Source organism: Halosimplex halophilum, from assembly GCF_004698125.1.
Taxonomy (GTDB): Archaea; Halobacteriota; Halobacteria; order Halobacteriales; family Haloarculaceae; genus Halosimplex; species Halosimplex halophilum.
Map to the genome: position 1 here is coordinate 190793 of NZ_SRHV01000006.1, position 26269 is coordinate 217061.

Here is a 26269-nt window from a genome sequence, read left to right on the forward strand (position 1 = left end):
TATTAGTATTGTATTTGTGTTCCAAGATTCTGAAAATCCGTGGGTGGGGGTGGGTTATCGGATGGCGATCGGAGAACCGAAGGGCGGGTTGCGCGACTACCGCTCGAACACGAGCGCGTAGTGGTACGGCGGCAGCTCGACCTGTCGGTCACGCTCGAAGGGGGCCGCCGAGAGTACGGCATCTTCGGTTTCGCCGGGCGTCATCCGAAGCTCCGTCGGGGGCCCCCGGGGTTCACCGCCGACGGTCGTCGTCTCCCGCGGGCGTTCGTGCCAGTTGATGACGATCAGGCGCCCGTCGGACTCGATGGCTTCGAACGCTTGCTCGACCAATCCCGACTGGTCGTCGACGCCGTGGAACGTGTTCGCCACGACGAGCGTGGTAACTGGTTCGGGGAGGACTTCGGTCAGGTTCCGGGCGTCACCGTGAATCAGAACGACGTTCTCGATGTCCTGCTGTTCGGCGAGCTCGGCGAGCTCGGCGAGCAGTGACGCGTCCAAGTCGATCGCAAAGACAGACTCAGGTTCGACGATCCGGGCGGCTGGAAGCGCGAAGTAGCCGCTCCCACAGCCGACCTCGGCGACCGACTCGCCGGACGCGAGGCCGAGTTTCCGGAGCGTCGCGCCGGGCGTGGGCCAGAGTCTGCTCCACCAGTCCCAGTCGGGCTGGCCGGTGTTCTGGAACCGGTCCATCCCTAGCGGGACCCCGACGTGTCCACTCCCAGCAGACGGTACAGGAGACAGACCCGGACGAGCCCGGTCCCAGCGAGCACGAGACCCAGTAGCGTCAGGGCTACGCCGACCGTCAGGCCGAAGCCGAGCAGGTCGCCGAGCGACGCGAGTCCCACGGCCGCGAGTGCGATGCCGACGGCGATCCGGACCACTCTGTCTGTGGCACCGATATTGTTCTTCATACCCAATAGTACACAACACAGAAACCTAAGTCTTGCCCGGAGCGGGCCGCCCGCGATCCGCTCGCTCCGCCCGGCGGTCGTCCGGCGGGCCGCTACCGTTCGGTCGCCGACGCCCACGCCGCCGGCAGACGCGCGTAGACGACGGCGTTGTCCACGAGCGCGTCGACGGTCGTGTACTCGTCGACGGCGTGGACGGTGTCGGTGCCGAACGCGAACTCCACGGTCGGGATATCGGCGTTACGGAGCGTCTTGGCGTCGCCGCCGCCGGTGGCGCTCCGTCGGAAGACGCGCTCGCCGCTTACCGATTCCGCGGTCGACGCCACCGCGTCGACGAGCGGGCTGTCTATCGGTTCGGCCGTCCCCACGCTCCAGGACACGTCCGTGATGGAGACGCCCTCGCAGTCGGCCGCACAGGACCTGATGTCGGCGAGCACCGACGACGTCTCCACGCCCGCCGCGAGACGGACGTCGATCTCGGCACGGGCGGACTGCGGGACGCTGTTGATCGCCTCCCCGCCCTCCAGCGTCCCCAGGTTGATCGACGGGTACGCGAAGAGATCGCGCGCGACCGCTCGGCCCATCGACGGCGCGTAGTACTCGACGGACTCCTCGACGACTGGTGCCACCGTCTCCGGGATCTCCAGCCGGCGCTCCCCGAACCGATCGCGGAGGGTCTCGACGGCCCCGTAGAGCCGGTCGATCGCGTTCTCGCCGAGAATTGGCCGCGAACCGTGGGCGGCGTCTCCAGTGGCCTCGAGCGTCAGCCAGATGCTCCCGCGGTCGGCGACGGTCACGGAGTGGCGACCCTCCTCGCAGGTCGGCTCGCCGATCACGCACGCGTCCGCATCGAGCTTCCCGGCCTCCAGCAGCGCCGGGAGACCCGCGTCGCCGCCGACTTCCTCGTCGCTCACGAACGCGAACAGGAGGTCGACTGGCGGGTCGGTGTCGGTGGCTGCGAAGGCCTGAATTGCGATGAGCATCGACGCCACGGCCCCTTTCATGTCGGTCGCACCGCGACCGTAGACGCGGTCGTCGGTGCGCTCGCCGAGCGGATCGCGGGTCCACGCGTCGGCGTCGAACGGCACCGTGTCGAGGTGTCCGTTGAACAGCAGCGTGCGGTCGGACTCGCCGGGGAGTCGAACGAGGAGGTTCGGCTTCGCCGGATCGACCACGAAACGCTCGACGTCGACCGAAAGCGGTTCGAGGAACCGCTCGATTTCGGCGACGATCTCGCGCGTGTCGCCGGGCGGGTTCGACGTGTCGATCGCGAGGAGATCGAGGGTCAGCGAGAGCAGTTCCTCGCGGTGGGCTCGCACGTACTCGGGGGGAGTCGTGTCGCTCATTCGCTCTCTAACTCCCCCTCGAGAACCTTCGCCGCCGTGAGAATTGGGTCCCAGACGGGGCTGAACGGCGGCGCGTACGCCAGGTCGGCGTTCCGGAGCTCGGTCACCGTCAGGCCCGCCCTGAGCGCCGTCGCGACCGTGTCGATGCGCTTCGCGCCTTCCCGGCCGACGACGCTCCCGCCCAGCAGCCGACCGGAGTCCCGGTCGGCCAGCAGCGTGACGGTGAGTTCGGCACCGCCTGGGTAGTAGTGGGCTCGCGTCGGCGCCGATATCGTGACCGAAACGGGGTGGAAGCCGGCGTCCCGGGCCCGCTCCTCGTCGAGGAGTCCAGTTCGGGCGGCTCCGAGGTCGAACGCCTTGACGATCGCCGTCCCGGCGATCTCGCCGACTGACTCCGGATCGCCGGCGACTGTCTGGCCGATTGCCCGACCGGCGCGGTTGGCTGTCAGCGCCAGTGGCACGTGGTCCGGCTCGCCGGTCACGACGTGGCGCGCCTCGGCGCAGTCACCCGCGGCGTAGACGTTCTCGTAGTTCGTCCGGCCGTACTCGTCAGTCGTGATCGCCCCGGTCTCCCCCAGCTCGATGCCGGCGTCCGCCGCGAGGTCGGCGTTCGGTTCGACACCGACGCCGACGATTGCGACCTCGGCAGGGTGGGACTCGTCGTCGAGCGTGACGCGCTCGACACGCTCGGCACCCTCGAAGCCCGAGACAGCGGTGTCGAGGTGCAGCTGGACCCCCTTCTCTCGGAGATGGTCCTCGACGACTTCGGCCACCGCGTCACCGAACGGCTGGAGGACGTGCGGCAGCATCTCGTAGAGATGGACATCGACGCCGTGTGCCGACAATGCCTCGGCCATCTCAATGCCGACGTATCCACCACCGACAATAGCTGCGGAGTCGGGCGAGTGTTCGGTGACGTAGGTCTCGATGGCGTCGGCCTCGTCCATGTCGTGGATGGTGAACACGCCGTCGAGGTCGAGGCCGTCGAGCGGCGGTTCGATGGCGCTCGCCCCCGTCGCGACGAGGAGACGGTCGTAGGGCCGGTCGAACATCTCGCCGTCACCCTCGACGGTGACGGTTTTGACCTCGGGGTCGATGCCGACGACCTCGTGTCCGGTCCGGAGGTCGATATCCCGCTCGTCGCGGAACTCCTCGGGCGTCACGGCGACCAGGTCGTCCAGGTCCTCAACCTCGCCCTTGACGTAGTAGGGCATCCCGCAGGCGGCGTAGGAGACCCACTCGCCTTTCTCGAAGACGACGACGTCCAGCTCCGGGGCTTCACGCTTGGCCTTGCTCGCGGCACTCATCCCCGCGGCGTCACCGCCGACGACCACGAGCGTCTCGCTCATAGCCGTAGGTTCGACTGGCTCGAACTAAAGTATTTCTCGGATCCCACAATATCGAGGGCGAGCGCTCGACCGCCAGTCTCAGGTATCGAGGCGATCCCGCCCGGGGTATCGTCGAAGCTCACAGACCAGCCGGTTCGGCGACTGCGTCGTCCGCACGGTCGAACAGCGCCGCGAACAGCTTTCGCTCCGCGGCGCGGAGGTGCTGGGTGAACGTCGACTGGTTGATGTACTTGCCATCTTCGTAGGAAGCCAGACCGACCAACGCTTCACCGAGGGCATCCCTCAGTGTCGATTCGAGAGGGGCAACGCCATCTGCAAGTGAGCTATTCGCGCTCAACCACCTCCAGGCAGTCCCGATCGATACGTGGACGCGGCGTCTCATCGAGCAGTACTTCCCGGACGTTGCCGCGGAATCCTACGATGCGACCGCAACAGCGTTCCGAGAGCGATTCGGGAAGTACGCTGGCTACGCGCAAACCTGCCTCTATCACTGTGAACGGTCCTGATGGTGGATTATCCTTCAACGACCGAGCTACGAGGCCGCAGTAGAGAAAGACCGGTCGCCTAGCTCGAAGATGTGCCTGCCTCTGTCGCCTTCGACTGCTGGGGGTGTTCGTGATGCGTTACAGCACCCTCGATGGTCGTCGCCCCGTGAGAGCGGAGGAGCGACGTTGCCTCACCAGTTCGATGGTCTGGGACAACCACGGCAACGCGAGACAGTTCTTCTTCTGGGAGCTGACGGACAGTCCCGATAGCACCGCCGATAAACCCACCGACCGCGGCTCCGAGACCGAATCCGAGGGCGACGAGTTCGTACCGGCCAGCGGTCATAATCGGACTCAGGCGAGGTATCCAGAACACGTTCTCGTTCCAGGCGAACAGGAGAATAGCACCGATCACGCCACCGATGAGACCGCCCCACAGGAGTCCGCGGCTCTCGGGCATCTTCGTCGCCGGATCGAAGAACGGGTTGTCGATGTCCGGTTCCTTCGGTTTTAGATCGTCATCACGGAGCGCCTGCTTGGCCTCCGCGGCGTCGTCGGCATTCTCGAAGGCTGCGACGATGCGTTTCATTGTCCACCGGTTGGTTCTTGGAGCATTGCGTGAAGCTGTGCCTGGACGCGCTGACTGATCTGGTCTGTATCTCCGACGATCCAGCCGTGGTTGTACTTCCGGTCGTAGGGTGCGGCCTCGTGTGGCCGGATGAGATTGGTTAGATAGTTCTCGACAGTACTCGGCACGGAGTCCTGTTCGACGTGGAGCATCGGGCCGTGTTTCCCGCGGTGGCTCTCGACGCTCGCCGGGAGCGCCGTCTGCCAGTTTTCGGGATTCGCGAAGATGAAGTTGTGCCCGCTCTCGGCGATCCCCCAGCCGATGTTCCGGGGCCACTCGCCGACGACGAACCCCTGATTACGGCCGACGTCTTTGTAGCCGGCAAAGCCGACGCTCAGCCTGTACGGATTCGATCCCTGTGGAATCCGCTGGACGTGGCCGAACCGTGCTAGTTCGCGGGCGACCTGTGTGCTGATCCGGCTCTCGTCGCCAAGGAGGTACATGTATGCCTCGTCGAAGCGAGCCTCAAGCTGTCGCTGCGTGACCTCTGGGATGCGATCACCGTCGACGTAGAGGAAGCCGTCACCGCCGTGGGCGTTCCAGGACTGCGCCGGAATTCCGAGCCGGGGGTCGCCGATGTCCGCGATGAAGGCCGTGTCACGGTGATTCGCGTGGATCGTACTAAGGTACTGGTCGACGTTCGCCGCGACTTCCGCGGGTGTGTCTCCTTCGGTCCGCCTCGTCTTCAGCCCCATCTGTTCGACCGTCTCCTCGACATCGCGGCTGATGTATCGCTCACCGCCCACGATATACACCTGAACGTCGCCGTCGACGTGGACACCTTCGGGGTGGAGCCGTTCGATTTCCTCGCGCGTCGCGTCCGGGAGAGAGTCCTGCGCTGTCAGGAGGACGGCACCGTCGATTGGATGATGGATGAGGGGAACACCCGGGAGCGCTGCGGCGAGATCACTGTCGTTGATGAGGATCGCTGCCCCCGGGCGGGTGTGATCGTTGATGGCCTGGTAGACGTTCTGCGTGAACGCCGTCGCCGTCTCGTAGTCGTTCGCACCGGCGAGTCGGGTCGTCATGGTCGTGACGGTCCCGGCGTCGAAGTCAGCGGATTCTGGCCCACCCTGTCCTTCTTGTCCGGACGAGCGGACCTCTCGGTAGGTCAGCGCGGCACCGCCCAGGGTCGCCCCGGCCGGGAGTGCGGCGAGGTCGCGCAGAAACTTCCGACGACTGCGGTCGCTCATAGCGCACCACCCGGTTTGAGGTTCTTCCGGACGAGCAGTCCGTTCACCGGCCACGCGATGACGAATCCGACGAGGGTGGCGAACGTCATCACGCCGAACCAGAGGATGTTGTGGTCGCCCGGCATCATCGGCAGCTCGAGCATCATCAACACCCACATGCCGCCCATCATGCCGATGGAGACGCTTGTCATGCTAACCGCGACGATCTTCGCGCCTTTCTTCGCTGCCGCACTCGTGTCGAGGTCCTGTGAATCCGTGAGCATGGGTATGTGGAAGACGAGCCACGAGACGAGGAATGCGACGACGTACACGACGGCGATGAGGACGGTCATCGCGTTCCCGAGCCAGAACAGCGGGCCGTCGAGGACGAACATCGGGATCCCGAAGTAGGTGAGCAGGAACGCCGTCGCGATCATCGTACTCGCCGCGAATCCGACTCCCATCGCGGTCGCCGTCGCCGCTCTGAGCCAGTACGGCCGTAGGACGCGTGGCCCTTGTTCCGTGTCGATGATCTGCCGTCCCCGGTAAGAGAGCCAATACAGTGCGAGCCCGAACGGACCCAGTATCAGGGTCAACAGCGGCCAGACCATCGTCGTCCAGTCGTTCATCTCCGGGAGCCGCTGGCGGGCGTGTGCGAAGACGAACGACGCACCGAGGAGACTGAACGCAGCCCAGATGGCCGCAAAGACCTCGAGTGGGCTCAGTCCGGCGCCCTGGTGGCGATACTGGGTGATCTCGACCGCATAGTCCAGACGGCCCTGCGAAACCCAAGACACGTCGTCGGTCGTCCCCATCGCAAAGAGGTGGTTGAACGGTCCTTCTGCCGGCGTCATGAACCACGCTGGCTGCGTCTGCCAGGCGTAGTTCTCCGTGATCGCTGGGAGGCTGCCGTCCTCGTGGACGAGCAGGAGCGGCCCTGCTTTCCCCCACTGGAGGTTCGTCGTCGCGACTGCATCCTGGGGCTGGCCCGGATTGACGAGCATGAAGTTGTAGTACCCGACCTTGTCGCGCTCGTGAATCCCCCAGCCGAAGTCGCGCGACTCGTCACGATACTCGGCGATCTCGACCGCGTGGACTTGCGGCGTATCTCCCGACACGCGCGTCCACTCGATGTTGAGGTCCGACAGTGCACCGTCGCCCACGAGATCGGGCGGGGCGAGGACGTACGCGTGGGAAGCGTTGAGTTCAGCGATCGCTTGCTGCGAGGCATCCGGAATGCCGTCCTCGTTCGCATAGAGAATTGGATCGCCCGAGTATGCACTCCACGCGGCGGCCGGAAGCGCCCATTGTGGTTCCTCCGAACTCACGATGATAACGTTGTTCGGACTCATCTCGTCGGAGCCGTTCTGGCGGGTTGCGATGGACGCTGCCGTCTCGACGGGATCCCCGCCGGAGATATTCACGGTCGAAACGTTGCCAGGGGCCGTCGTATTCGAGCTGTTCGGGCGGCTGGCGTTTCCGAACAGTAACACTGCATCCTCACGCTCCCGGAGCGACGACGCTGCGAGTGCCGCCTGCCAGTCGTTCTCGGGTACCCGAACGACAGTCGAGTAGTTCAGGCCGGACTGCGGCGGTCGTGCTGCTCGCGCCGTGAGTTCGCTCTGGCGGGCTGGATCGTCGGCCGGGATGCGGCTGACGTCTTTCGTCTGCATCGTTGAGTACGACTGACTTGGGACGTCACCGTAGTCGAATATCGTGAGCCCGAGGACGTAGACTGGTTGCATCGCGACTATGATGGCCACGATGGCGGCGACACCGATCGCGAGACCCTTCCAGACGTCCATACTGCTATCGCCTCCATGACTGTCGCCCAGTACAATCGAACACCGGGGGACTCCCCCGCTGAACTTTCCTATTACACGGTTTCATTGTTGAGTGTCAGGTTTCGTCCAGTGCGGTGTGGCTACTCGGACGATTGAGGAACTGTGCGGCGTACACGTTATATCCGGCAAACGCCGACACTAACACGCCGACTGCGACGTCGTTCCATCGGAGGAGCCCGGTGACGCCGACGAGAAACGGGGCAAAAAACTGCCAGACTCCAAGTGCAACGAGGACACTTGCAATCCACTGACTCGGTTTGCCCTGTCTCCGTTCGTACGAGTGGTTGTGACCGGCGAGGAGCGAAAGTGCACCACCGACGATCACGTCGTTCCAGGAATCGATCGACGGGGCTCCGAGTACGAACGGAGCTGCCATGAGCCAGATACCGAGCCCTCCGATTGCGAGCGTGATCCAACGGGTTGGAGAGTTCATTTGATTAAGCGTACTCCGAGATGGCGCTCAAGACGCCATTTCGCGGCAGGTCTCGGCACAATCACGAAGTACCTCGGCACAGACCTGGCAGTGGTCGGCATCGTGGCGCTCGCACTCCTCGGCGCACTCCTCACACGCGCCGGCACAGGCCTGGGCGAGTTGGGGACTGTAGTTCGAGTTGCGGGCCATGAACCGGGCGTGCATCGCCGTCAAGTCGGCGACATCCCGGCAGAGCCGCGCGCACTGCTCCATCTCCGGGTCGCCCAGACACTCGTCGGCACACCACTCGCAAGCTTGAACGGCTGCGAAGCAGTTGTCGATGCATTCGGCCATCAGATCGTTCTCGCTCACGTGGTCGATCTGGGTCAGAGCCATCGATTCTGACCACGAGAGCATCGGTCTTTGTTATCCACTCGTCAGTTAGAACTGGAAACTAGTGAGATGGCTCAATCACGGAGCTGTCTTGTAACTCTAATCCGTGAGACAGGGTATAACGTTGGATTTCGGCAGAATGGAACTACCGATATCACCGGGGTCGGAAGCAATGTAGTCAGTCTAGCGTGTAATCTCATCTTAGATACGACATTCCCAAGATCACTGGGTGCTCACCCGGGCTACGGGCTTACTTGGTAACCGGACTAAAGGATGTCAAGGCCCTATCTTGGGTATGGTCGATACGACCGTCCACACCCTGAGTACACTCTTTGCGGTCATCACTGCAACAGGAGCAGGGGTTCTTTCTATCCTCTACTGGCAGACGCTCCGTGAATCGCCGTTTGGGACGGTTATCGCCCTGCTCACGCTCACGATGTCGGCGATGATCGTGTACCATGTCGTGGTTTTTCTCGTCGAACCGGACACCGTGCTGCTCGAGACGCTCCGGAGTGCACTCTATACTGTCGTGGCGATCTTCCTCTGGCTGGTGGTCGTTACCCACCGACAGATCGACAACAGCGCCGGAGCGGGGTGAGTGGTGATGCTTGACGCATCTCTCTTTGTCTATTACAACCTCACAATCGGGCTCGTGACCGGGATCGGCATCTACTATTTCCTCTTTTTCAAGCAGTCGGTCGTAGACTACCAGCGGTATCTACTGCTCACCGTCGCTGGTCTGGTATTGTTTCTCGTTGGTGGGCCGGCCACAGAGTTATTCCTCCCGGCTCTCGTTCACTGGATCCACGGTCTTGCCGCCCTTCTGGTCATTATCGGACTCTACGACCCCCTTGAAAACGATCTCCGTCGTGACGCGTGGGCGGACGTCCTCCTGGAGCACCCCAGCCAGGTGAGAGAGCGAGCAGACTGGATGTCGCCGATCGACGACGCGATCCTCGAACTCTTTCACTCGAAAGAATTGGTCCTGACTCCGACGATCATCGCCTACAATATCGATTACAGCCGTGAAGAGGTCAACCGGCGCTTGGGTGTCCTGGAGTGCCACGACCTCGTTACGAAGGTCGAGCGGGGGAAATACCGTATTACGACGCTCGGGAGACAATACGTTACTGGCGTCGTATCCCGGGGAGTGCTCGCTCAAGTACGGCGTTTCTGGAGAGAGTACCGGGGGTATGAACCCCCCTAGAAGTGTTCGAAGGGATGATGGCTTCCCGGGTGGATTCGCGAACTGTTCCCTGAGATTAGCCGTTGTTCTAGTCCGCTGGCTGTGCCTGTCCAGACGGTGAGACACCCGGTAGATCCGTTACCGAGAGATCGACCCGTCGGAGGAGTTGCGCGTTGATCGCCACGATGACTGTACTGAGAGACATCAGCAGAGCACCGACGGCCGGCGAGAGAAGGATCCCGATGGGCGCGAGCACTCCGGCAGCCAGCGGGATGGCGAAGACGTTGTAGCCCGCTGCCCAGACGATGTTCTCCTGTATCTTCCGGTAGCTCGCCTTGCTCAATTTCACGAGTCGCACGACGTCCATCGGATTGTTCTGGACGAGGATGACATCCGCCGACTGAACGGCGACGTCCGTGCCACTTCCGATTGCGATCCCGACGTCAGCACGGGTGAGGGCGGGCGCGTCATTCACGCCGTCACCGACCATCCCGACGAGTTTGCCCTGGTCCTGTAGCTCCTGAACTTTCTTATCCTTGTCTTCGGGGAGTACCTCGGCAAACACCGTATCGATCCCCAGTTCATCTGCGACAGCGTTTGCGGATCGAGTTTCATCTCGCCGGCGTCGCGCTCGGCGTAGGTGATGCCATCGTGGACGGTAGTCTCGTCTATGCTACCACGAACGGGGTGAACGAACGATATGGGACCACTGACTGGACGAATCGAGATAGGATGCGTTACCGACTACTGAATCCATGAATAGCCGAGCTTCGTCGGAGATACGTGCGTGCAGGACGGTGAGTTGCATGACACCGGGCCAGAAGAACCGATCTCGTACGGGAGAAGACCGTGTTTCAATCTCGACCAGCGTTCACCACCGCGAAACCTCGATTTGGATGGCAGCTATTGTTGGGTGACTAGTCGCTCCTGAGGGTCGATATTGACGTTCCGGCTGAACACGTTGTCCGGGTCGTATTCGGCCTTGATCTCGGAGAGACGGTCGTAGTTCTCGCCGTACACCTGCTCGGTCCAGTCCTCCCAGTCGCGTTCCTCGACGCCGGTGAAGCCCGCGTAGGCGCCCTCACCACCTGCTTCGCGGATCATTCGTTCGGTTTCGGCGGCCCAGTCGAGGGTCGGTTCGTTCTGGAACGCTTCCCAGTTGCCCTCGATGGTAATCATGTACTGCTTGTCGTCCCAGGGGAACGCGTAGTCGCCGCCGTGACCGATGTTCCCGCCGAGCGGCCAGATACCGACGGCGGACATCGGCGTCGGCGCCACCTCCGTCTGCTCGACGACGGTCTCGTGGATGTCCTCGGAGAGGTCGTCGACGAACACCGACCGATGGGTGTACTTGCGGCCCCACGGGTACATCTGCGTCCCGAGGTCGTGGAGCATCTCGTAGGGCATCACGTCGCTCATGTCGATAAGTGGCTCGCCGATCTCGCGAAGCGGTTCGATGACTTCCGCACCTGACTCAGGGTCGCCCGCGTAGCAGCCGAGCATCGCGACGGCGTCCGTGCCCGCGAGTTCGTCGGGCATCGGCGGGAGGTTCGGGACGTGCCCGGAGAGGAGGATGGTGGTCAGTTCCTCGGGCGCGTCCGCCATCACCTGGTGGTGGGTCTCCATGACCTCCTCGGAGAGATCGAAGGGGTAGAAGATACCCAGGCCCTGCACCATCGGGCCGACCTCGTACAGGTCGAACTCGAAGCTCGTGACGACGCCGAAGTTGCCGCCGCCACCGCGTAGCGCCCAGAACAGGTCCTCGTTCTGGTCGGCTGAAGCCTTCAGGAGTTCGCCCTCGGCAGTGACGAGTTCGACGCTCCGGAGGGCGTCGATCCCGAGACCGTTCTTGCGCCGCATCCACCCGATGCCACCCCCGAGCGTCGAGCCGGGGATACCGACGTCGCCTGCGCTGCCGGTGGGGAACGCGAGGCCGTGCTGTTGGGTCTCGGCGAGTACGTCCTCGGCGCGGGTGCCCGGTTCGACTCGGGCGATCTTCGCCTCGGGGTCGACGTGGACGCCGTCCATGTCCGCGAGGTCGACGACGAGACCGTTCTCGACGATAGCGCTACCCGCCTGATGGTGCGCACCGCCCCGGACGGCGATCTCGAGGTCGTGCTCGCGGGCGAACTGGATGGCCGTCGCCACGTCGGTCGCGCCCTTCACACGAGCGATGACGGCTGGATACTGGTTGATCAGGCCGTTCCACACGTTGCGGGCATCCTCGTAGCCCTCGCTGTCGGGGAGGACGAGGTCGCCACGCAGGCCTTCATCGAGCCCCGCGATAGCCTCATCACCGAGTTCCGCGACAGTACCGAGGGGATGCTTGTGGTCGGACATTCGGGCGAGAAAAGACGCACTACCACCAGATACTCACCGGGTGAGACGCTGGCCCACCACCTGAAACAGTCAGTCGAACGTCCCGAGTCGTGCCTGTGCGTTCTGGACCGCACTGGCGACCGTTCCCGAGAAACGCAGCCAGCCACTGCTCGATGCGTCGACGCTCTTCTCGCCACGATAAGCGGAGATCCGGACCTTGTACGGTGGGAAGGCCAGCCGCCGCTTCTGGATGTCGAACTCGTCTTCCTTGAGGGCGATCGCCGTCTTCCGGTGGTCGACGTTCAGGATCTGAAATCCGACATCGAACTCCTCGGCGTTCCGCTCGGCGTCCGCGATCGCCTTGTCAGTCGCCCGGCCCCGCGTCAGGTACGACGCCCCGAGCCCTTCGACGCGACGGCCGTCGTCGGTCTGTCCAATCGCTCGAACGATGAAGGGGCGGCTGTTGTGCAGGTAGTCGGTGTTTGTGATCTCCGTCATGGGAAGTTCCCGGTGGGACTGTTCGCCGGAGACATCGTATTTGCAGTCCCCGACACACTGTCTCAGGAGTTCGGCCGCTTCCGCCGATTTCATAGTATGGGAATTACGAAACAGGAGGCAATGGCGGATGGTGCAGCTGATCTCGACGACGTTCTCGACCGCGTCGCCCAGCGGATCGAGTTTCTCGAGTTGCTTTCGGACGGCGAGTGGATGACCAACGAGATCGTCGACCAGCTCCCGCATTCGCGGTCGACGGTCTCGCGAGCGCTTCGGCAGTTGCAGGAGACCGACCTGATAGAGAAACGGGCGGACGGCTATACGGTCACGCCACACGGGGCGCTCCTGGCCGAGCAGTACCGGGACTACAGATCCGAGGCCCGGTCGATATTCGGGGCCCGACAGCTACTCGCGTCGCTCCCGGACGACGAACAGGTCGCCCGCGAATTCGTTGCGAACGCCACAACGATCGGGTTGACGGAGTCTCCGCCGTTTCGACCACTCGAGGTCATCTCGGAGCAGATCGCTACCGGTCGACGCGTCCACGTCTATCTGCCAACACTCTCCGGCCCGCATCTCCTCCGTGTCTTCCGCCGGCTCGTCGTCGAGGAAGCGGGGTCACTGAAACTGGTCGTCTCGACCGACCTCGGTGAATCGCTATTGTCGTACTATCCCGGGATCCTCGGCGAGCTTGCCGACGAGGGCGACTTCGAGATACAGTTCGTGAACGACGGCCCGTCGTACGGTGCTGTCGTCTCCGAATCTCCCGAACAGCGTGAAGCCACCGTCACCGTGTACTCCGAGGACGGTGCGATGCAAGGCGGGCTGGCAACGGAAGACGATACGGCCGTCGAGTGGGCACTCGACCGGGTCCGTGAGCTCGAAGCCGCTGCTACCGATCGAACCGAAGACTTCGAAGCGATCTCAACGGGGGCGGAGTCACGGCTGTCGCCGGTGGTCGGCGAGTCCTCTCACACGACTGTAGAATCCGGCGCCGTCCCGCTCGACCTTCGCGAGGAAGGCTTCGAGGTGCTCGCCGAGACCGACTTCGAATCGGAGGGGCTACCCCCGGACACGGCACTACGCGTCGGCCTCTCCTTCGCAGAGATAGACGACGGGCTGGCCATCGATCGGACGGTCGAATCGGACGGTGAAGCGGAGCGGTCCCTGACGAGCGAACTCGTCGACCGATTGCTCGACGGAACGGACACCGTCCTCCTCGGGCCGCCGGGGTCGGGGAAGAGCACCGTCTGCAAGATGGTCGCCCGCGAGTGGTACGCTCGTGACCGTGGCCCGGTGGTGTATCGGGAAACCGACCACGGGCGTTCATTCGAGTCGGTCGCTACGCTCGAAGCCTTTCTCCAGCGTTCCGAGGGTCACGCGCTGGTGGTCGTCGAGGACGCTCTCCGGCTGGAATCCCGTCGGATCCTCTCCGTGGTCGAGACGTTCAGAGACGACGAGGACGTGACGTTCCTGCTCGACTCCCGACAGCGCGAGTGGGACGATCCGACGGAACCGCTCAAAGACGCCCGACTGGACTCCGTTCGCCGGCAGGTACTCTCACAGGTGTCGATGCCGGAACTCACCGAGAGCGAGGCACAGAGTCTCGTCGAGACGGCTACCCGGGCGACGGACGGCGAGATGGACCTGGACGGCGGAACGGTCCTCCAGCGCATTCACGACACCAACCGACCGGACGACGAGGTGACGCCGGGGGAGATGTTTCTGGCGCAGCAGCTCCTGCTAACCAGACTCGATTCGATGGCGTCGTACGAGACGTCGACGGCGACGACGTTCGAAGAAGATGTCCGCTACTGGTACGATCGGTTCGTCGACAGCGAGGCGGACTCGCTGGGCGATCTCGCGCTGCTCGTCAACGTCTTCAACGCGGCAGGGCTCCCTATCGCTCCGGAGTTGCTCTCTAGTTTGTCGAGCCGGTACGAAACATCGACCGTCTCACAGGCGCTCGAACGGCTGGAGGGGACTCTTCTGTTCGAATCGACGAACCGGGAGTTCGGGCGCGAGTACCGGACGAACAGCGAACTCTGGTCCGTCCGCTTTCTCGAACAGTTCGTCCGCTCGTCTCCCGACCCGGCCGCTCGGTTCGAGCGATGCATCCAGCCCGTGCTCTCGCTCGTCGACGACCCGGAGCACCGAGACCGTATCTTGGAGGAACTCGAACACACCACCCCGTACCTCAGCCAGATCGAACACCATCCCACGACCTGGAGCGAGGAGTTCGTCACTCGCCTCTTCCAGGTCGGACTAACCTACTACCGACTGGCGCCGATGTTCGGTACCAGCTCGGAGACGAGCCTGGAGTTGCCGTCCGAGTGCCCCGACGTAGTGGCCGCTCGCATCACGGGCTGGCGGGGGCGGATGTATCGGGTCCACGGGATGCACGACGAGGCGCTCGCGGAGTACGAGTCGCTCGAGCGGCGGCTTGAGTCGACGACTGAACTGCCGTCAACCGAAGTCACACGACTGCGGGTCGACTGTTTGACGGGGAAAGTATCGATCCTGAGTGACCGGGGGCAGTTGGACGAAGCTGCGGAACTCGCCGAAGAGGCCATCCGCGTCGCAAAGCGAGGAGACATCAACGACCGGGAGCCGTCAGCTCGACTGGATTACGCCCACATCGCGTACAAGCGGGCCGACTTCGACGAGGCACTGGAGCGCTACGAGGGCTGTATCGAGGCGGCACGACGCACTGGGGACGAAAAAACACGCGCCCGCGCCCTGACTGCATCGGGGGCGATCTTCTCGGAACGAGGGGAGTACGACCGGGCGATCGAGCGGTACGGTCAGGCCCTGGAACTCTCCCGCGAGATCAACGACCGCCGAAACGAGGCCAACACACTGGGAAACATGGGCGTGCTCGCCCGGGACAGGAACGAACTCGAACGGGCGCTCGACCGGTTCAGGGAGAAGCTGCGGCTGGCCAGGGAGTTGGGCGAGCGACACACCGAAGCCAACGCGCTGTGGAACATCGCGAGCGTCGAGTCCGAGCGCGGCAACCTCGATACGGCGGTCGACCACGCGACGAAAGCGCTCGAACTGAGTCAAGCTGTAGAGGTTCGCCGTGTCGTCGCCGAATCACTCCACTTGCTCGGCGAGATCGAGCGCCAGCGTGGGAACCTGACGAAGAGCCGCCAGTACGCCGAGGACAGCCTGGACGCGTTCGAAGAGAGCGGGTACAGGTACGGCGTAGCGGCCGCCTATCGAAACCTCGCCCGTATCGAACTTGCGGCGGAGCAGTACCACTCCGCACGGGAGTACCTCGAAGAAGCACGGACGCTCGCCGAAGAGATGGAGACGCAGGCCAGCCTCGCTGCCTGTGACGAGATCGCCTCGCGAATCGCGTATCGAGCGGGACGACTGTCCGAGGCGGAAGAACGGGCACAGGCCGGGCTGGATACCTATCGTTCGACCGATCGGACGAAAGGCGCCGCCGAGACGCTTCACGTCCTGGCGCTCGTCGCGTTCGACCGGGGTAACACCGAGCGGGGGCGCTCGTACCTCGACGAAGCGAGAGACCTTGCTCACGAGGCCGGAGTCCAGCGAACGATCGACCGAGTCGAACAGACCAGTCCCCACGACCGTACTGCGAAAACAGAGCAGGTGTAGCACGGTACCTCGCAGAGCCCCCCGGAACGGAGGCACTCGTGTTGAGCTCGGCGAGATAGAGGGGGCCGCCGCGGGTAGTGGTCGAGGTGACACGGTAGACTCGAAGTGTGCTCGGGCGTCGCCTTCACTCACGAGAGATCGGTCGCTATCAGTGTCCGTCATCGTCGCTCCTGTCGGTCCAAAACTCAAAACTGAGAGCCGACGCGTCACTGACGATGAACAGATCAGCGGGAAGGGGTGCCCGAGTTTTCGGGCACTGAGCGCATCCCGCAGCGAAGTTGGGTGGGTGTGTGGGTGGTCGGGCTTCGGTGCCCGTAACGAAGTGGATGGCTTCGTTGCCCGTGTGTGCGGGCATGCTCATTTAAGAGCGGATTGGTATCAGCTTTTGGCCAATTTGTTTAGGTACTCCTGGCCCTTAACTCTCAATCCCCTACCTGTAATTAATTTATATAGGAATACGCGAGATCGTCAGTCGAGTACTTGACCTTCTCACACCGGCCATTAATAGCTCCTCAACTGATAATATAATCTCTATTGGTGGACAGTGTCGGGTGACACTGTTATTCGACGACGAGTCGGGTCTGCAGCGGGACCTCGTTCGCGATTATGTCTACGAGCGGGGAGGTTGATTCAACGCGCTCGTGTAGCTCTGCGAGTTCGTCCTCGGGCGCGTCGGCGTCGACGTACACCGTGCACGTGACCGACTCGTAGCCGGGTCTGACGTCTTCTGAGATGCCGAGGAATCCACGGAGATCGACGTCGCCTTCCATCTCGAACCGGAGGTTGTCGAGTTCGATCCCCATGTGTGCAGCGTTGGCCGCGTAGCCGACGCTCAGACACGAACCGAGTGCGCCAAGTACGAGTTCGACGGCGTTCGGACCCGTCCGCTCGCCGAGGATCTGTTCGGGTTCGTCGCCCTCGAGCGCGAACTCGCGACTGTGGATGGTCTCGCCCGCCTGATCGAACTCGTCGATCGTCGTCACGGATTTGAGTGCGTCTTTCCATTCGGTTTCGGCCCGGAACGTGAACGAACCGACATCGGGATCGTCAGTAATCCCTTCGACCGCTCCTTCAAGCGCCGAGATGTCGACACCGTTTACGACCGACCGTTCTGAGGCTGCCATTTGGATTCACCACCATCGCTACGTCGGGAGACCTGATAACACCGTATTGACGTATGATAGTCGATTACACGCATTTCCGGGGCTGATAGACGCTCGATGTTCAGCAACAGCCAACTGCGACCAGATCAAGCTATTCGACATATCGACCTCTACAGGCGGGGCAGGCCGAGTGCCTCGGGGCTTGACCCCGGGGCGGTTCACGGAGGAGCCAAAGGCAACGGTTTACCAGCGTGCGGAGAGTACACCGATCGGAAATGAGTCAGGCAGAGATCTCCGAAAGCCGACATCGAATTCTCACGGCTCTCGTGAATCGCTACCAGCAGACCGACGGGCCTGTCACAGCCAAGCGCGTCGCCGAGACGATCGACCGCGATCCCGGTTCGATCCGCAACCAGATCAGGGCCTGAAAACGCTGAATCTCGTCGCGGGAATTCCGGGGCCGAGTGGCGGCTACGAACCGACAGAGCACGCCTTCACCGTTCTCGACCGAGACCGGATCGACGACCACGAGACCGTCACGCTCTCTGGCAACTGCGACCGGATCGATGTCACTGTCGACGAAATCGACTTCACCAACGTCCACCACCCCGAGGAATGCACCGCCCACGTCGCTCTCCAGCAGGCGGCCAGCGGGATCGAGGCCGGTGACCCGGTTGCTATCGGCCCCACACCGCTGTCGAATCTCGTCATCGCCGGGAAGTAGAGGGCATCAACGATACCGACGACGCACTCGTCGTTGACGTCGCCATCACCGAGGCCCCACTCACCGAACCGTGACCTCAGGGCTGTCTTACCGAGACACCGTTCGAAGAATCTGAACGCCAGTTACCGCGAGTAGATGATACTCGAGCGCAACTGGGCCCCAGTCATCCTCGTCGAGTGTCACGGACCAGAGTCTGTAGGCCGAACACTCACCGGGCTACCGGACGAGTATACAGATGAAGCGAGTCGGTCGCCCCATTCCGGATTCGGTCACTTTCAGCACGGTGAGAGGCCATGAACGAGACAAACCACGAGAGCGCCTCAGACAGGTTCAGGTCCGAACGTGTCCCATCCGATGAGCGGCCGGGTCACGAACAGGTAGACGGCGACGACCCCACCATAGCGACGCACATCGAAGACCCCGAGGGAACCGAGTGGTTCATCGTTGGGAACGACACCGGCGTGGTCTGTACCTCTAACCCCGTACCGATCGAGCGCTAACCGAGCGACGACGGGCCGTTCCTAGAAAGCTCTGCTACTGGCGAAGCAAGTGGACACTTGGATCCGAGAAGAGCGAGCGTAGGAGCTAGTTTGGTCGGCGCACCTTATCTGGTTCACCTGGTAAACCGAACACCCCTACAAGACAGCTCTCGGCTCCCATCTCGATTTGGCTATGCGTCTGTCTGTACCAATTGATGTGGGTCAGTGGCGGCAACAGTCGGCAGTGCCGTCGTTCATCTCTGATCGAGGCCGCGGATTCGGCTATACGCCTCCTTGAGCTGGTCGTTGCCATGGTACCGTATCGTCTCGCTTCCGATGTCGTACTCGATAATCCCCGCACTGGCTAATTTCGGCAGGTGGTGATGTTGAAGGGCTACTTCGATATCTTCCGTATTCGGTTGTTCCTCTCGGTGAACGGCGACCTGGCGAGCGATCCGTTTGACGGCCCGTCCTCGTCTGGCATTATACTTCATGATAGTATATTATAGTTCGGCCCGGTAGAGTTTTGGGCCAGAGCGGTTCGTACGAAGTCTGAGGCCGGTGAGACCACTGGTTCCACCGAAAAACTGGAATAGCGTGGTGAAGATAGTTTCCGCTACAGTTCTGCTAGGTCGGTAGTTATGGAGACCTCACTATCGCCGATGGAGATTATCAACCAACCAAGTAACGATTGAATCAACCGTTGGTTAAGAACTCAGATGTCGTTTTCGAGGACCCGAACCCGGTGTTTGATGTACTTTCAAACTCCTCAGATCGCGTGTCGGTCTGTCGAGGAGTCCGACGAGTTACTGGTTGGACCCATACCGGTGTCCAAATCGAATCCGCTGTGATTGGGCCAGTTCAGAACGCTGTGCCCTTTCTGTGGCACAGAACCAACTCACACAGTGTTTGGGAGTTCTCGCTTGCCGGTTCGAACGCACTCCCAGCAGGGAAAGTCGTCGATACAGTCGGGACAGCCCCCTCATCCGTCGCTGGCTTCTCCTCGTTACTATTCGGATCGACGTCAGTGTTCGATTCGTTCTGTGGCGCTGGTGGTTCGAACTGTCCACCGTCCGCAGCTATCGGTTGGGGTTTCTGGTTCGCCGAGACCGCTTCGAGGAGGGGCCGGCGAATCGCGACAGCGACGCGATGCTTGCACGCGCCCTCGTAGTGCGTATCAGCCGGACACTCGCACGTAGCGGGGATGCCGTCCTCGACAGTTACGAGATACTCGTGGTCGCTCGGATTCGCATGACTCCCATTCCGGACAAGAATCTCCGTAGAGAGGAGTTCGAACTCGAAGGCTTCGTACTGGGCACGCTTGGCGATGCGACTGTTGAACGAGAGTGCTTGTAACGGATGCATGGGTTCATCGGAGCGCCCCATTGTGAGCGCCCCGCCCCTAGTGGCGCACACAAACCAACCCGAGCGCTCACCTGATTCCAATGACTCACGCACTTCGGGGCAGCGGACTGAAACAGGCAATTCTCGGCCAGAGGTGTCTCCCGTGGGAGGCCTCTCGTTGATTCGATCGGTCTTATGTAACATTCCACGAGTCTCGAAGAGCAGTTGTTACATAAGACGGGAATCGGCCCAATTCACCGGCCCCCGGTCGACCCAATGCTGACCCCGCCGATCCCCAGGGCAGTTTCCGGAAAGCGACGACCGGACCGACTCAGACCACCGGAAAGCGGCCCTGATCATCCGATTCGCCGTCCTCACACGACCCTTTCCGGAAACGGCCCGCATACGTTTTAGTAGTCCAAGTCGGATCACTTCCGTACCAGACATGATCCGCGATGCTCGCGTGTTGCGCGCCGGGTTCGTCCCGCGGGAGATCGAGCATCGCGACGCGGAAGTCAACCACCTTTCCAGCGTCCTCGACCCGATCACCGAGGGCGAACCCGCCGACACCGCCCTCGTGACCGGCCCGAGCGGCGCGGGCAAGACCTGCCTCGCGAAGTTCGTCACCGAACGGCTGCGTGAAGAGGTGCTGGACATCGAGACGGTCTACGTCAACTGCTGGCGCAACTACACGCGCTTCCGGACGCTCTACCAGATCCTGGATACGCTCGGCAAGACTATCGACATCCACCGCCAGTCGACGCCCCACGACGAACTTGTCGAACGCCTCCAGCAGTACGACGGGCCCCGCACCGTCGTCATCCTCGACGAGGCCGACCAGCTGGAGAACCCCGACGTGCTCTACGACCTGCACAGCCTCCCGCAGTTCGGGCTGATCTGCATCGCGAATAGCGAGGAGGACCTCATCGCCCGCGTCGACGACCGGCTGGTCAGTCGCCTCCGGTCGAGCGAGCACGTCCGGATGGACAAGTACCACGTCGACCAGCTGCAGGACATCCTCGCCGCCCGCGTCCGGCGCGGGCTCGACCCCGACGCGATCACTGACGCCCAGCTCCGCCGGATCGCCGACGCCGCGGCCGGCGACGCCCGCCTCGCCATCGGCATCCTCCGGACCGCCGCGAGTGCGGCCGACCGCCGCGGCACCGACCGCATCACCGACGAGCTGCTGCTCGACGCCGCGAGCGACGCCCGCGACTCGATCCGACAGACCAACCTCGACTCGTTGACGCCCCACCAGCGGGTCGTCTACGACATCGTTCGCGAGCACGGCCCGCTGGGGCCCGGCGAGATCCACGACCACTACACGGACGAAGTCGAGGACCCGCGCACGAAGCGGACCGTCCGGAACTACCTCTCGAAGATGACTCAGTACAATCTCCTCACCGCAGAAGGGACGAGCCGCGACCGCGAATACGCGCTCGTCGATCCGGCGACAACATCGCCGACGCAGTGAGTGGGGGGCAGTGGCTTCTGTGCAGTATAGGGAACCGCCTGTTCACTGGGCATATCAGTGTATGATCGGATCGGACGAGCGGTCTTTCAGCATACTGAACGTTGCAGCGAAGAGCACTACGACAACGGGAACAATGTATACCCAGAGGACGGCTTGCCAGAAGCCGACTACTAGCAACCCACCGGCCCCGCTAACAGCAACCCGTTCGCGCTGGAAGATGACTCCCGCCGCCCCCAGCACCGCCAGCCCGCCGAGAACGATGAAAAACACCAGTCGAGTCTGCGAGTATCCCGGTTGAACGAGATAGTATCCGAGCACACCGAGAAAAGCCGCGACAACTACGGCTGTCGACCCGATCGCGATGGACTCTCTCGTGGCAGTCATTGCACTCCCGTCCGATCTCTCGAGAAAACCGCGTCTGCTAGTGTGTCCCTGTGGCCCTCGTTCGGGCCGCCAGCGATGGTGAGCAGTCGGGCATCCCGAAGGTACCGTTCGACGTGTCGCTCGGTCGTATAGCCGATTCCACCGTGGAGTTGAACTGCGTCGTTGGCGTTCTCGACCGCTGCCTCTGTCGCGTGGATCTTCGCCATACTCAGTTCTCGATTCACGTCCAGACCGCTGTCCGCCCGGGCCGCAGCCCGGAGGGTCAGGAGCCGGGCCGTATCGACGCGCTCGGCCATCTTCCCGACCCGCCACCTGACGCCCTGAAAGTCGCTGATAGTCCGGGAGTGCTGTTCTCTCTGTCTCGTGAACTCGACGGTATCATCGAGGGCAGCCCGGGCGATCCCCACGGCTCGTGCTGGGACGTTCACACCGGTCGAGACGGACCGCCGATCGACGTACCCCTCGCCCTCCTCGCCGACCAACTGCTCGTCCGTCACACGGACGTTCGAGAGGGAGACTTTGACCGCCTTCGCGCTCTTCGCGCCGAGCGTTTCCCACACGTTCTCGACCTCGAATGCGTCGGTCGGTACGAGGAAGGCGCTAATATTTCGCGGTGCGTCCTCGTCCGGCCCGGTCTTCGCGTACGTCAATACGACGTCGGCGTCCCGGTAGTTCGTCACCCATTGCTTGTGGCCGTTCAGTACCCACTCGTCGCCATCACGCTGGGCCGTCGTTTCCATCGCGAGTTTGTCGCTCCCGGCGTTCGCTTCGCTCAATCCGAGGACGCCGACCATGTCGTAGGAGGCCATCTCGGGGAGATACCGCTCACGCTGCGGCTCACTCCCGTGCTCAGCGATGATCGATGCGACGCCGAGGTGAAGTGCAACTGTGCTCGCAACCGACATCAGCGCCGCCGCGAGTTCCTCGGTCATCACCACCAACTCGACCAGACCTTCCCCTCGCCCCCCGTACTCTTCCGGGAGCGTCAGACCCGTGAGCCGGCGCTCACCGAGTTCAGCGAGGATGTCCGCCGGGTAGGCCTCGCGACGGTCCAGGTCGATCGCCTGTGGCCTGATCTCCTCCTGTGCGATCGTCCGGACCTCGTCCCGAAGGTCACGCTGTGTGTCCGTCAATTCGAAATTCATCGTAGCCACCTCTGCGGCGTGTGATCGTATCGTGGCATGTCAGTGATTACTTCGAGCCGCGGAGAGCGTCCTGGTGATGCGCATCTGCTGCCAGAGGAGCCAACCGCCGATGGCAACTGCGGAGAGTCCGACTACGGTGAGGCCGATCGCGTCCCAGTGTGCCATCGCCAGAGCGCAGGACAGGGATTCAGTCGCACAGGCGCCGAACAGTTCCTGTCTGAACGCACCAGTGTACACGAACCCGATTCCAGCGACCGTGACGACCCCACCAATTAGCGTCCGCACGACCCGATTCTGTCTCGTCGGTGGATCGGCGATGATCGCGTCTCGAACGCCCGAACGAGAGCCACCCAGATGACTGGAGATGGCAGCGCCGATCATCAGGAGCGCCCCTGGGGCGATGAGGAACCCGATCGACAGCAGGCCGAGTATCGCGAGCCCGGTCAAGAGGGCCGCAGCGAGCCAGACGAGCGGCGTTCGGTTCGTCCAAGCACCCAGGACTCCGATCGCGGCGAAGAGAACACTACTGAGGACGATGCCGCTGAAGAACACGTCACTAAGCGGCGACGGAATCAAGAGGATACCGCTCGCGACAACAGTGGCGCCGAGAGCGAGGCTGCTCAGACCCCGGCTGACAGTGAGCCACTGGGTGCGCTGGTCTGACGCGCTCATCGGTGGTTTGGACGGGCACTGGTTCTCGCACCGGTTCGAGATGTTCGATCGCTCAATCGGGGCCTACGACCGTCAGTATTGCGGCGAGGGGGAGGTGCTCTCATCGCTCAATCGAGGGCAGCTACCAGCAATCCGGCTCCGCCCATCGCGAACCCCGGGAGCATGGCGAGCAATCCGATAGTGAGCTGTTCGTAGCCGGTCTCGGGCGGCCCGAGTACGAGGAAGTAGTACGTCAATCCAGCGGGGATCACGAGCAGCGAAATAAACACGGCGCTGAGTACCCCCGCCCGCCAACTCGGCCGTACGGCGTCGCGCTCTGGCGAGGTCGGTTCGGTGGTCTGGACGTCGGTACCGGTTCGTGACATAGGTATTGACAGGCGGCATGGCGGCAAGCCGGTTCTGCCCCACATTTCCCTCCCATTTATACCAGACCTGGACGACGGATCTACCGTGTGTAGTCCGTTGACAGGCCCCACTTCCGCTGCCAGGCAGCCCTCATAATGAAGCGGACCCGGATTACGATCCATCCCGAGGAATCCGAGCTACCGCAGACGTTCGACGACGTGACGGAAGCCGATGACCAACCTGTCCAGGTCGAGGTGATCAACTGGAACGTAACGACAACGCCGGTGGCGTTCTTGCTCCGTCTCTCCGGCGACGTCGACCGGTTCGAAACCGCACTCGAAAACGACGACGCCATCACAGAATACGAACTGCTCCGAGAATCTGAGCGCGAGAGCTATTGCTTCGTGTCCGGTATTGGGACCTCCGATGCCCGTGCTCTCTGGGAAAACTTCAAGCGCGGGAGTCTGATGACGGTACCCCCGGCGACGTGGAACGCCGACGGGAGCTATACGTTCACGCTCGTGGGTCGTGAGTCCGATATCCAGACGGCTATCGAACGCGTCCCGCCAACGGTTCGGGTCGAGATCGAGTCGGTCGGCGGCACGCAGGTCAGCGCCGAACAAATTCGCCATCGTCTGACCGAGCGGCAACGCACTGCGGTGCAGGCTGGCCTCGAACTCGGGTATTACAGCACGCCCCGCGAGGCGACAACTGAGGACATTGCAGACGTGTTAGACTGTGGAGTATCGACCGCAGCTGAGCACCTCCGAAAGGCCGAATCGAAACTCGTTCAGGGTCTATTCAGGGACTGAGATGAATGTCAGGAACCGTATCGATGGCCCGAGGCGTTCTTTCGGTAGTGTTGCCTATTCGTTTGAACGACAGCCGGCGATGACCGACGTTACCCTCGCTGCGGTGACTAGACCACCATCGAGTCATACGCAGGTCACCGTACCACCGAATTCAGCTAGTCTTCTGGTGAAACAACCACCGAGTGAATAGCCCCACGACACCCGCAGAAATGGCAGCGCGGTCCGAATTGGACAGCCACCAGACGCGTTCAGGAAATGGATCCGGAAGCCAGAAGCACGCCGCCGATCCGACGGTTCCGGCCGCAAGCCCCCGACGCTAACCGTTCTCCAGAACTCCGGAAGCGACACGCGAGCCCTTACCGAGTGGTCCCGGCAACGATCGGGTATGCCAGAGACCACCGGAAACGACGCGCCACGGCGCCGGTCAAAAACCCCGACGCGACCGGCCCAGCACAATCAGTCGACCGTCGCCGGCGCGCCCGACCAGCGTGTCGACGGCCTGCTCCCCGCGCTCGATCCCGGCCTGACGCTCCTTGATATCGAGGCCGACCGCAACGTCCCGGTCGTCCACGCGCTGGTCTGTGACCACCTGCTCGACGCAGACGGTCCCGCCTTCTGGGTCGACGCGCAGGGCTACGCGACGACGGCGACGTTAACCCAGATCGCGCCGAGTCGATGCCTCCTCGACCGCATCCACGTCGCCCGCGGCTTCACCGCCTACCAGCATTTCAGCGCGCTCGCGGACCTGCCCGCCGCAGTCAACGCCCACGTCAAAGCGACGGCGACTACCGATGCGTTCCGCCAAGACGACGCGACCACCGACGGCACGGACGCCCAGCCGACGCCCGGGCTCGTTGTCGCCCCCGCCGTCGATGCGCTCTACCGGGCCGACGACACGCTGTGTGACGCCCAGACACGCCGACTACTCGCCCGAAGCCTCGCCCGCCTCCGCCAGTACGCCGACGCCTACGACGTGCCCGTCCTCTGCACTCGAACGAAGCAGGACGGCCTGACCGACCCGGTCGAGGCGGCCGCGACCCACCGCTACACGTGCGAGGCGACGCGGATGGGCCCACGAATTACCGGCGAGGACTTCGAACCCCAGTGGTACCCCGTCGCCGGTGGCGACGCCTATCAGACGACGCTGGCCTACTGGGCGGACCTGCTGGCCGCCCGCGCCGAGGGGGCCGGGTGCCAGCCCGCCACCCCGACGGGCCCGTCGCTGGACGCCGACACGGACGACGGGGTTACGACTGCACCAACCCGCCAACCGGGCGCCCCGCTGCTGGACACGTGGGCCGGCCAGCCCGGCCGGGGGTACTGAGGATGGGTCGCACCAACCCGACCTTCCGCGACACGCTCACCGCGCTCGAAACCCGCTGGGACGACTACCGCCGTGCCCTGCGCCGGGGCGACCAGCCGTACTTCGACCAGCTGTTCACCCACGCTCGCGAGCACGCCGACGCAAGCGGCCTGTTGAACCACCGGGAGCCGATGTATCCCGTGCTCGTGAGCATCGCGCTCGAACAGCAACGAGCGATCAATACCCTCCGATCGCGGGTCGAGACGCTCGAAGCACGCGTCGAATCAGTCCCCGACGACCCCGAAGAGGCTCACTGACTG

The 26269-nt window shown here is 63.0% G+C and carries 28 protein-coding genes and 1 pseudogene; 9 read left to right on the forward strand and 20 right to left on the reverse strand.

Annotation, left to right across the window (positions count from 1 at the left end):
* Nucleotides 1-96: 96 nt before the first annotated feature.
* The 10 genes from E3328_RS21115 to E3328_RS21160 form a co-directional block, all read right to left on the reverse strand.
* Entirely contained in the window at nt 97-690 is a 594-nt protein-coding gene (locus tag E3328_RS21115) for a class I SAM-dependent methyltransferase (RefSeq protein WP_135366628.1), read from the reverse strand.
* A gap of 2 nt (nt 691-692) precedes the next feature.
* Complete coding sequence (locus E3328_RS21120; protein WP_209452258.1) at nt 693-911, reverse strand: YgaP family membrane protein; 219 nt, start codon at nt 909-911, stop codon at nt 693-695.
* A 92-nt stretch (nt 912-1003) separates the two neighbouring features.
* On the reverse strand, nt 1004-2254 hold the full coding sequence (locus tag E3328_RS21125; RefSeq protein ID WP_135366629.1) for a M20 family metallopeptidase: 1251 nt from the start codon (nt 2252-2254) through the stop codon (nt 1004-1006).
* The gene (locus E3328_RS21130; protein WP_135366630.1) at nt 2251-3603 is read right to left on the reverse strand and encodes an FAD-dependent oxidoreductase; all 1353 of its coding nucleotides are present in this window, start codon (nt 3601-3603) and stop codon (nt 2251-2253) included. The genes E3328_RS21125 and E3328_RS21130 overlap by 4 nt, the downstream gene beginning before the upstream one ends.
* 118 nt (nt 3604-3721) lie before the next feature.
* On the reverse strand, nt 3722-3985 hold the full coding sequence (locus E3328_RS21135; protein ID WP_135366631.1) for a patatin-like phospholipase domain-containing protein: 264 nt from the start codon (nt 3983-3985) through the stop codon (nt 3722-3724).
* A gap of 182 nt (nt 3986-4167) precedes the next feature.
* Entirely contained in the window at nt 4168-4677 is a 510-nt protein-coding gene (locus E3328_RS21140; protein WP_135366632.1) for a hypothetical protein, read from the reverse strand.
* The gene (locus tag E3328_RS21145) at nt 4674-5909 is read right to left on the reverse strand and encodes a cell wall-binding repeat-containing protein (RefSeq protein ID WP_135366633.1); all 1236 of its coding nucleotides are present in this window, start codon (nt 5907-5909) and stop codon (nt 4674-4676) included. The genes E3328_RS21140 and E3328_RS21145 overlap by 4 nt, the downstream gene beginning before the upstream one ends.
* On the reverse strand, nt 5906-7693 hold the full coding sequence (locus tag E3328_RS21150) for a DUF4396 domain-containing protein (RefSeq protein ID WP_135366634.1): 1788 nt from the start codon (nt 7691-7693) through the stop codon (nt 5906-5908). The genes E3328_RS21145 and E3328_RS21150 overlap by 4 nt, the downstream gene beginning before the upstream one ends.
* Before the next feature lie 94 nt (nt 7694-7787).
* Nucleotides 7788-8165 carry an SPW repeat domain-containing protein gene (locus E3328_RS21155; protein WP_135366635.1) on the reverse strand — a complete coding sequence of 126 codons (378 nt, stop codon included), beginning with the start codon at nt 8163-8165 and terminating at the stop codon, nt 7788-7790.
* A 27-nt stretch (nt 8166-8192) separates the two neighbouring features.
* Nucleotides 8193-8540, reverse strand: a complete 348-nt coding sequence (locus E3328_RS21160) for a four-helix bundle copper-binding protein (RefSeq protein ID WP_135366636.1) — start codon at nt 8538-8540, stop codon at nt 8193-8195.
* A 292-nt stretch (nt 8541-8832) separates the two neighbouring features.
* Between E3328_RS21160 and E3328_RS21165 the strand changes: the two genes are divergently transcribed.
* Together E3328_RS21165 and E3328_RS22420 are read left to right on the forward strand one after the other, a co-directional pair.
* Nucleotides 8833-9135 carry a hypothetical protein gene (locus E3328_RS21165; RefSeq protein ID WP_135366637.1) on the forward strand — a complete coding sequence of 101 codons (303 nt, stop codon included), beginning with the start codon at nt 8833-8835 and terminating at the stop codon, nt 9133-9135.
* Nucleotides 9136-9141: 6 nt separating this feature from the next.
* Entirely contained in the window at nt 9142-9744 is a 603-nt protein-coding gene (locus tag E3328_RS22420) for a hypothetical protein (RefSeq protein ID WP_209452259.1), read from the forward strand.
* A gap of 67 nt (nt 9745-9811) precedes the next feature.
* On the opposite strand, the pseudogene E3328_RS21175 reads toward E3328_RS22420, so the two are convergent.
* The 3 genes and pseudogenes from E3328_RS21175 to E3328_RS22295 form a co-directional block, all read right to left on the reverse strand.
* A pseudogene (locus E3328_RS21175) lies at nt 9812-10339 on the reverse strand (HAD-IC family P-type ATPase); the annotation flags it as partial.
* A gap of 287 nt (nt 10340-10626) precedes the next feature.
* Entirely contained in the window at nt 10627-12063 is a 1437-nt protein-coding gene (locus E3328_RS21180) for an FAD-binding oxidoreductase (RefSeq protein WP_135366638.1), read from the reverse strand.
* Between the two features lie 69 nt (nt 12064-12132).
* Nucleotides 12133-12540, reverse strand: a complete 408-nt coding sequence (locus E3328_RS22295; RefSeq protein ID WP_167837507.1) for a hypothetical protein — start codon at nt 12538-12540, stop codon at nt 12133-12135.
* Nucleotides 12541-12552: 12 nt separating this feature from the next.
* On the opposite strand from E3328_RS22295, the gene E3328_RS21185 reads away from it, so the two are divergent.
* A complete protein-coding gene (locus tag E3328_RS21185; RefSeq protein WP_167837508.1) occupies nt 12553-16164 on the forward strand; it encodes a tetratricopeptide repeat protein in 3612 nt (1203 codons plus the stop codon).
* A gap of 560 nt (nt 16165-16724) precedes the next feature.
* On the opposite strand, the gene E3328_RS21190 is transcribed toward E3328_RS21185, so the two are convergent.
* A complete protein-coding gene (locus E3328_RS21190; protein ID WP_135366640.1) occupies nt 16725-17288 on the reverse strand; it encodes an OsmC family protein in 564 nt (187 codons plus the stop codon).
* Nucleotides 17289-17469: 181 nt separating this feature from the next.
* On the opposite strand from E3328_RS21190, the gene E3328_RS21195 reads away from it, so the two are divergent.
* Both E3328_RS21195 and E3328_RS21200 read left to right on the forward strand, forming a co-directional pair.
* Entirely contained in the window at nt 17470-17991 is a 522-nt protein-coding gene (locus E3328_RS21195) for a hypothetical protein (RefSeq protein WP_449404991.1), read from the forward strand.
* A gap of 293 nt (nt 17992-18284) precedes the next feature.
* On the forward strand, nt 18285-18491 hold the full coding sequence (locus E3328_RS21200) for a hypothetical protein (RefSeq protein WP_135366641.1): 207 nt from the start codon (nt 18285-18287) through the stop codon (nt 18489-18491).
* A gap of 233 nt (nt 18492-18724) precedes the next feature.
* Here E3328_RS21200 and E3328_RS22925 read toward each other — a convergent pair whose 3' ends face one another.
* Nucleotides 18725-18964, reverse strand: a complete 240-nt coding sequence (locus tag E3328_RS22925; protein ID WP_449404992.1) for a DUF7344 domain-containing protein — start codon at nt 18962-18964, stop codon at nt 18725-18727.
* 367 nt (nt 18965-19331) lie between these two features.
* Nucleotides 19332-19856 carry an SWIM zinc finger family protein gene (locus E3328_RS21205; protein ID WP_246023082.1) on the reverse strand — a complete coding sequence of 175 codons (525 nt, stop codon included), beginning with the start codon at nt 19854-19856 and terminating at the stop codon, nt 19332-19334.
* A 403-nt stretch (nt 19857-20259) separates the two neighbouring features.
* Here E3328_RS21205 and E3328_RS21210 point away from each other — a divergent pair, with 403 nt between their 5' ends.
* Nucleotides 20260-21288 (forward strand): Cdc6/Cdc18 family protein, encoded by a 1029-nt coding sequence (locus E3328_RS21210; protein WP_135366642.1) that lies wholly within the window; start codon nt 20260-20262, stop codon nt 21286-21288.
* A 54-nt stretch (nt 21289-21342) separates the two neighbouring features.
* On the opposite strand, the gene E3328_RS21215 is transcribed toward E3328_RS21210, so the two are convergent.
* The 4 genes from E3328_RS21215 to E3328_RS21230 form a co-directional block, all read right to left on the reverse strand.
* Complete coding sequence (locus tag E3328_RS21215; protein WP_135366643.1) at nt 21343-21672, reverse strand: hypothetical protein; 330 nt, start codon at nt 21670-21672, stop codon at nt 21343-21345.
* Nucleotides 21669-22817, reverse strand: a complete 1149-nt coding sequence (locus E3328_RS21220; protein WP_135366644.1) for an acyl-CoA dehydrogenase family protein — start codon at nt 22815-22817, stop codon at nt 21669-21671. Before E3328_RS21220 ends, E3328_RS21215 begins: the two co-directional genes overlap by 4 nt.
* Before the next feature lie 39 nt (nt 22818-22856).
* A complete protein-coding gene (locus E3328_RS21225; RefSeq protein ID WP_135366645.1) occupies nt 22857-23489 on the reverse strand; it encodes a hypothetical protein in 633 nt (210 codons plus the stop codon).
* 107 nt (nt 23490-23596) lie between these two features.
* Nucleotides 23597-23854, reverse strand: coding sequence for a hypothetical protein (locus E3328_RS21230; RefSeq protein ID WP_135366646.1), 258 nt, complete (start codon nt 23852-23854; stop codon nt 23597-23599).
* A 135-nt stretch (nt 23855-23989) separates the two neighbouring features.
* Between E3328_RS21230 and E3328_RS21235 the strand changes: the two genes are divergently transcribed.
* The 3 genes from E3328_RS21235 to E3328_RS21245 all read left to right on the forward strand — a co-directional run bounded on the left by E3328_RS21235 (nt 23990) and on the right by E3328_RS21245 (nt 26266).
* Nucleotides 23990-24646 (forward strand): helix-turn-helix domain-containing protein, encoded by a 657-nt coding sequence (locus tag E3328_RS21235; protein WP_135366647.1) that lies wholly within the window; start codon nt 23990-23992, stop codon nt 24644-24646.
* A 385-nt stretch (nt 24647-25031) separates the two neighbouring features.
* Nucleotides 25032-25970 (forward strand): hypothetical protein, encoded by a 939-nt coding sequence (locus tag E3328_RS21240; RefSeq protein WP_246023083.1) that lies wholly within the window; start codon nt 25032-25034, stop codon nt 25968-25970.
* A gap of 2 nt (nt 25971-25972) precedes the next feature.
* Nucleotides 25973-26266 carry a DUF8156 family protein gene (locus tag E3328_RS21245; protein WP_135366648.1) on the forward strand — a complete coding sequence of 98 codons (294 nt, stop codon included), beginning with the start codon at nt 25973-25975 and terminating at the stop codon, nt 26264-26266.
* Nucleotides 26267-26269: the final 3 nt, after the last annotated feature.

Bases quoted from the DNA above. Each gene is read 5' to 3' on its own strand.
- E3328_RS21115 (WP_135366628.1), bottom strand. From the start codon at position 690: ATGGACCGGTTCCAGAACACCGGCCAGCCCGACTGGGACTGGTGGAGC.
- E3328_RS21120 (WP_209452258.1), bottom strand. From the start codon at position 911: ATGAAGAACAATATCGGTGCCACAGACAGAGTGGTCCGGATCGCCGTC.
- E3328_RS21125 (WP_135366629.1), bottom strand. From the start codon at position 2,254: ATGAGCGACACGACTCCCCCCGAGTACGTGCGAGCCCACCGCGAGGAA.
- E3328_RS21130 (WP_135366630.1), bottom strand. From the start codon at position 3,603: ATGAGCGAGACGCTCGTGGTCGTCGGCGGTGACGCCGCGGGGATGAGT.
- E3328_RS21135 (WP_135366631.1), bottom strand. From the start codon at position 3,985: ATGAGACGCCGCGTCCACGTATCGATCGGGACTGCCTGGAGGTGGTTG.
- E3328_RS21140 (WP_135366632.1), bottom strand. From the start codon at position 4,677: ATGAAACGCATCGTCGCAGCCTTCGAGAATGCCGACGACGCCGCGGAG.
- E3328_RS21145 (WP_135366633.1), bottom strand. From the start codon at position 5,909: ATGAGCGACCGCAGTCGTCGGAAGTTTCTGCGCGACCTCGCCGCACTC.
- E3328_RS21150 (WP_135366634.1), bottom strand. From the start codon at position 7,693: ATGGACGTCTGGAAGGGTCTCGCGATCGGTGTCGCCGCCATCGTGGCC.
- E3328_RS21155 (WP_135366635.1), bottom strand. From the start codon at position 8,165: ATGAACTCTCCAACCCGTTGGATCACGCTCGCAATCGGAGGGCTCGGT.
- E3328_RS21160 (WP_135366636.1), bottom strand. From the start codon at position 8,540: ATGGCTCTGACCCAGATCGACCACGTGAGCGAGAACGATCTGATGGCC.
- E3328_RS21165 (WP_135366637.1), top strand. From the start codon at position 8,833: ATGGTCGATACGACCGTCCACACCCTGAGTACACTCTTTGCGGTCATC.
- E3328_RS22420 (WP_209452259.1), top strand. From the start codon at position 9,142: ATGCTTGACGCATCTCTCTTTGTCTATTACAACCTCACAATCGGGCTC.
- E3328_RS21180 (WP_135366638.1), bottom strand. From the start codon at position 12,063: ATGTCCGACCACAAGCATCCCCTCGGTACTGTCGCGGAACTCGGTGAT.
- E3328_RS22295 (WP_167837507.1), bottom strand. From the start codon at position 12,540: ATGACGGAGATCACAAACACCGACTACCTGCACAACAGCCGCCCCTTC.
- E3328_RS21190 (WP_135366640.1), bottom strand. From the start codon at position 17,288: ATGGCAGCCTCAGAACGGTCGGTCGTAAACGGTGTCGACATCTCGGCG.
- E3328_RS21200 (WP_135366641.1), top strand. From the start codon at position 18,285: ATGAACGAGACAAACCACGAGAGCGCCTCAGACAGGTTCAGGTCCGAA.
- E3328_RS22925 (WP_449404992.1), bottom strand. From the start codon at position 18,964: ATGAAGTATAATGCCAGACGAGGACGGGCCGTCAAACGGATCGCTCGC.
- E3328_RS21205 (WP_246023082.1), bottom strand. From the start codon at position 19,856: ATGGGGCGCTCCGATGAACCCATGCATCCGTTACAAGCACTCTCGTTC.
- E3328_RS21210 (WP_135366642.1), top strand. From the start codon at position 20,260: ATGATCCGCGATGCTCGCGTGTTGCGCGCCGGGTTCGTCCCGCGGGAG.
- E3328_RS21215 (WP_135366643.1), bottom strand. From the start codon at position 21,672: ATGACTGCCACGAGAGAGTCCATCGCGATCGGGTCGACAGCCGTAGTT.
- E3328_RS21220 (WP_135366644.1), bottom strand. From the start codon at position 22,817: ATGAATTTCGAATTGACGGACACACAGCGTGACCTTCGGGACGAGGTC.
- E3328_RS21225 (WP_135366645.1), bottom strand. From the start codon at position 23,489: ATGAGCGCGTCAGACCAGCGCACCCAGTGGCTCACTGTCAGCCGGGGT.
- E3328_RS21230 (WP_135366646.1), bottom strand. From the start codon at position 23,854: ATGTCACGAACCGGTACCGACGTCCAGACCACCGAACCGACCTCGCCA.
- E3328_RS21235 (WP_135366647.1), top strand. From the start codon at position 23,990: ATGAAGCGGACCCGGATTACGATCCATCCCGAGGAATCCGAGCTACCG.
- E3328_RS21240 (WP_246023083.1), top strand. From the start codon at position 25,032: ATGCCAGAGACCACCGGAAACGACGCGCCACGGCGCCGGTCAAAAACC.
- E3328_RS21245 (WP_135366648.1), top strand. From the start codon at position 25,973: ATGGGTCGCACCAACCCGACCTTCCGCGACACGCTCACCGCGCTCGAA.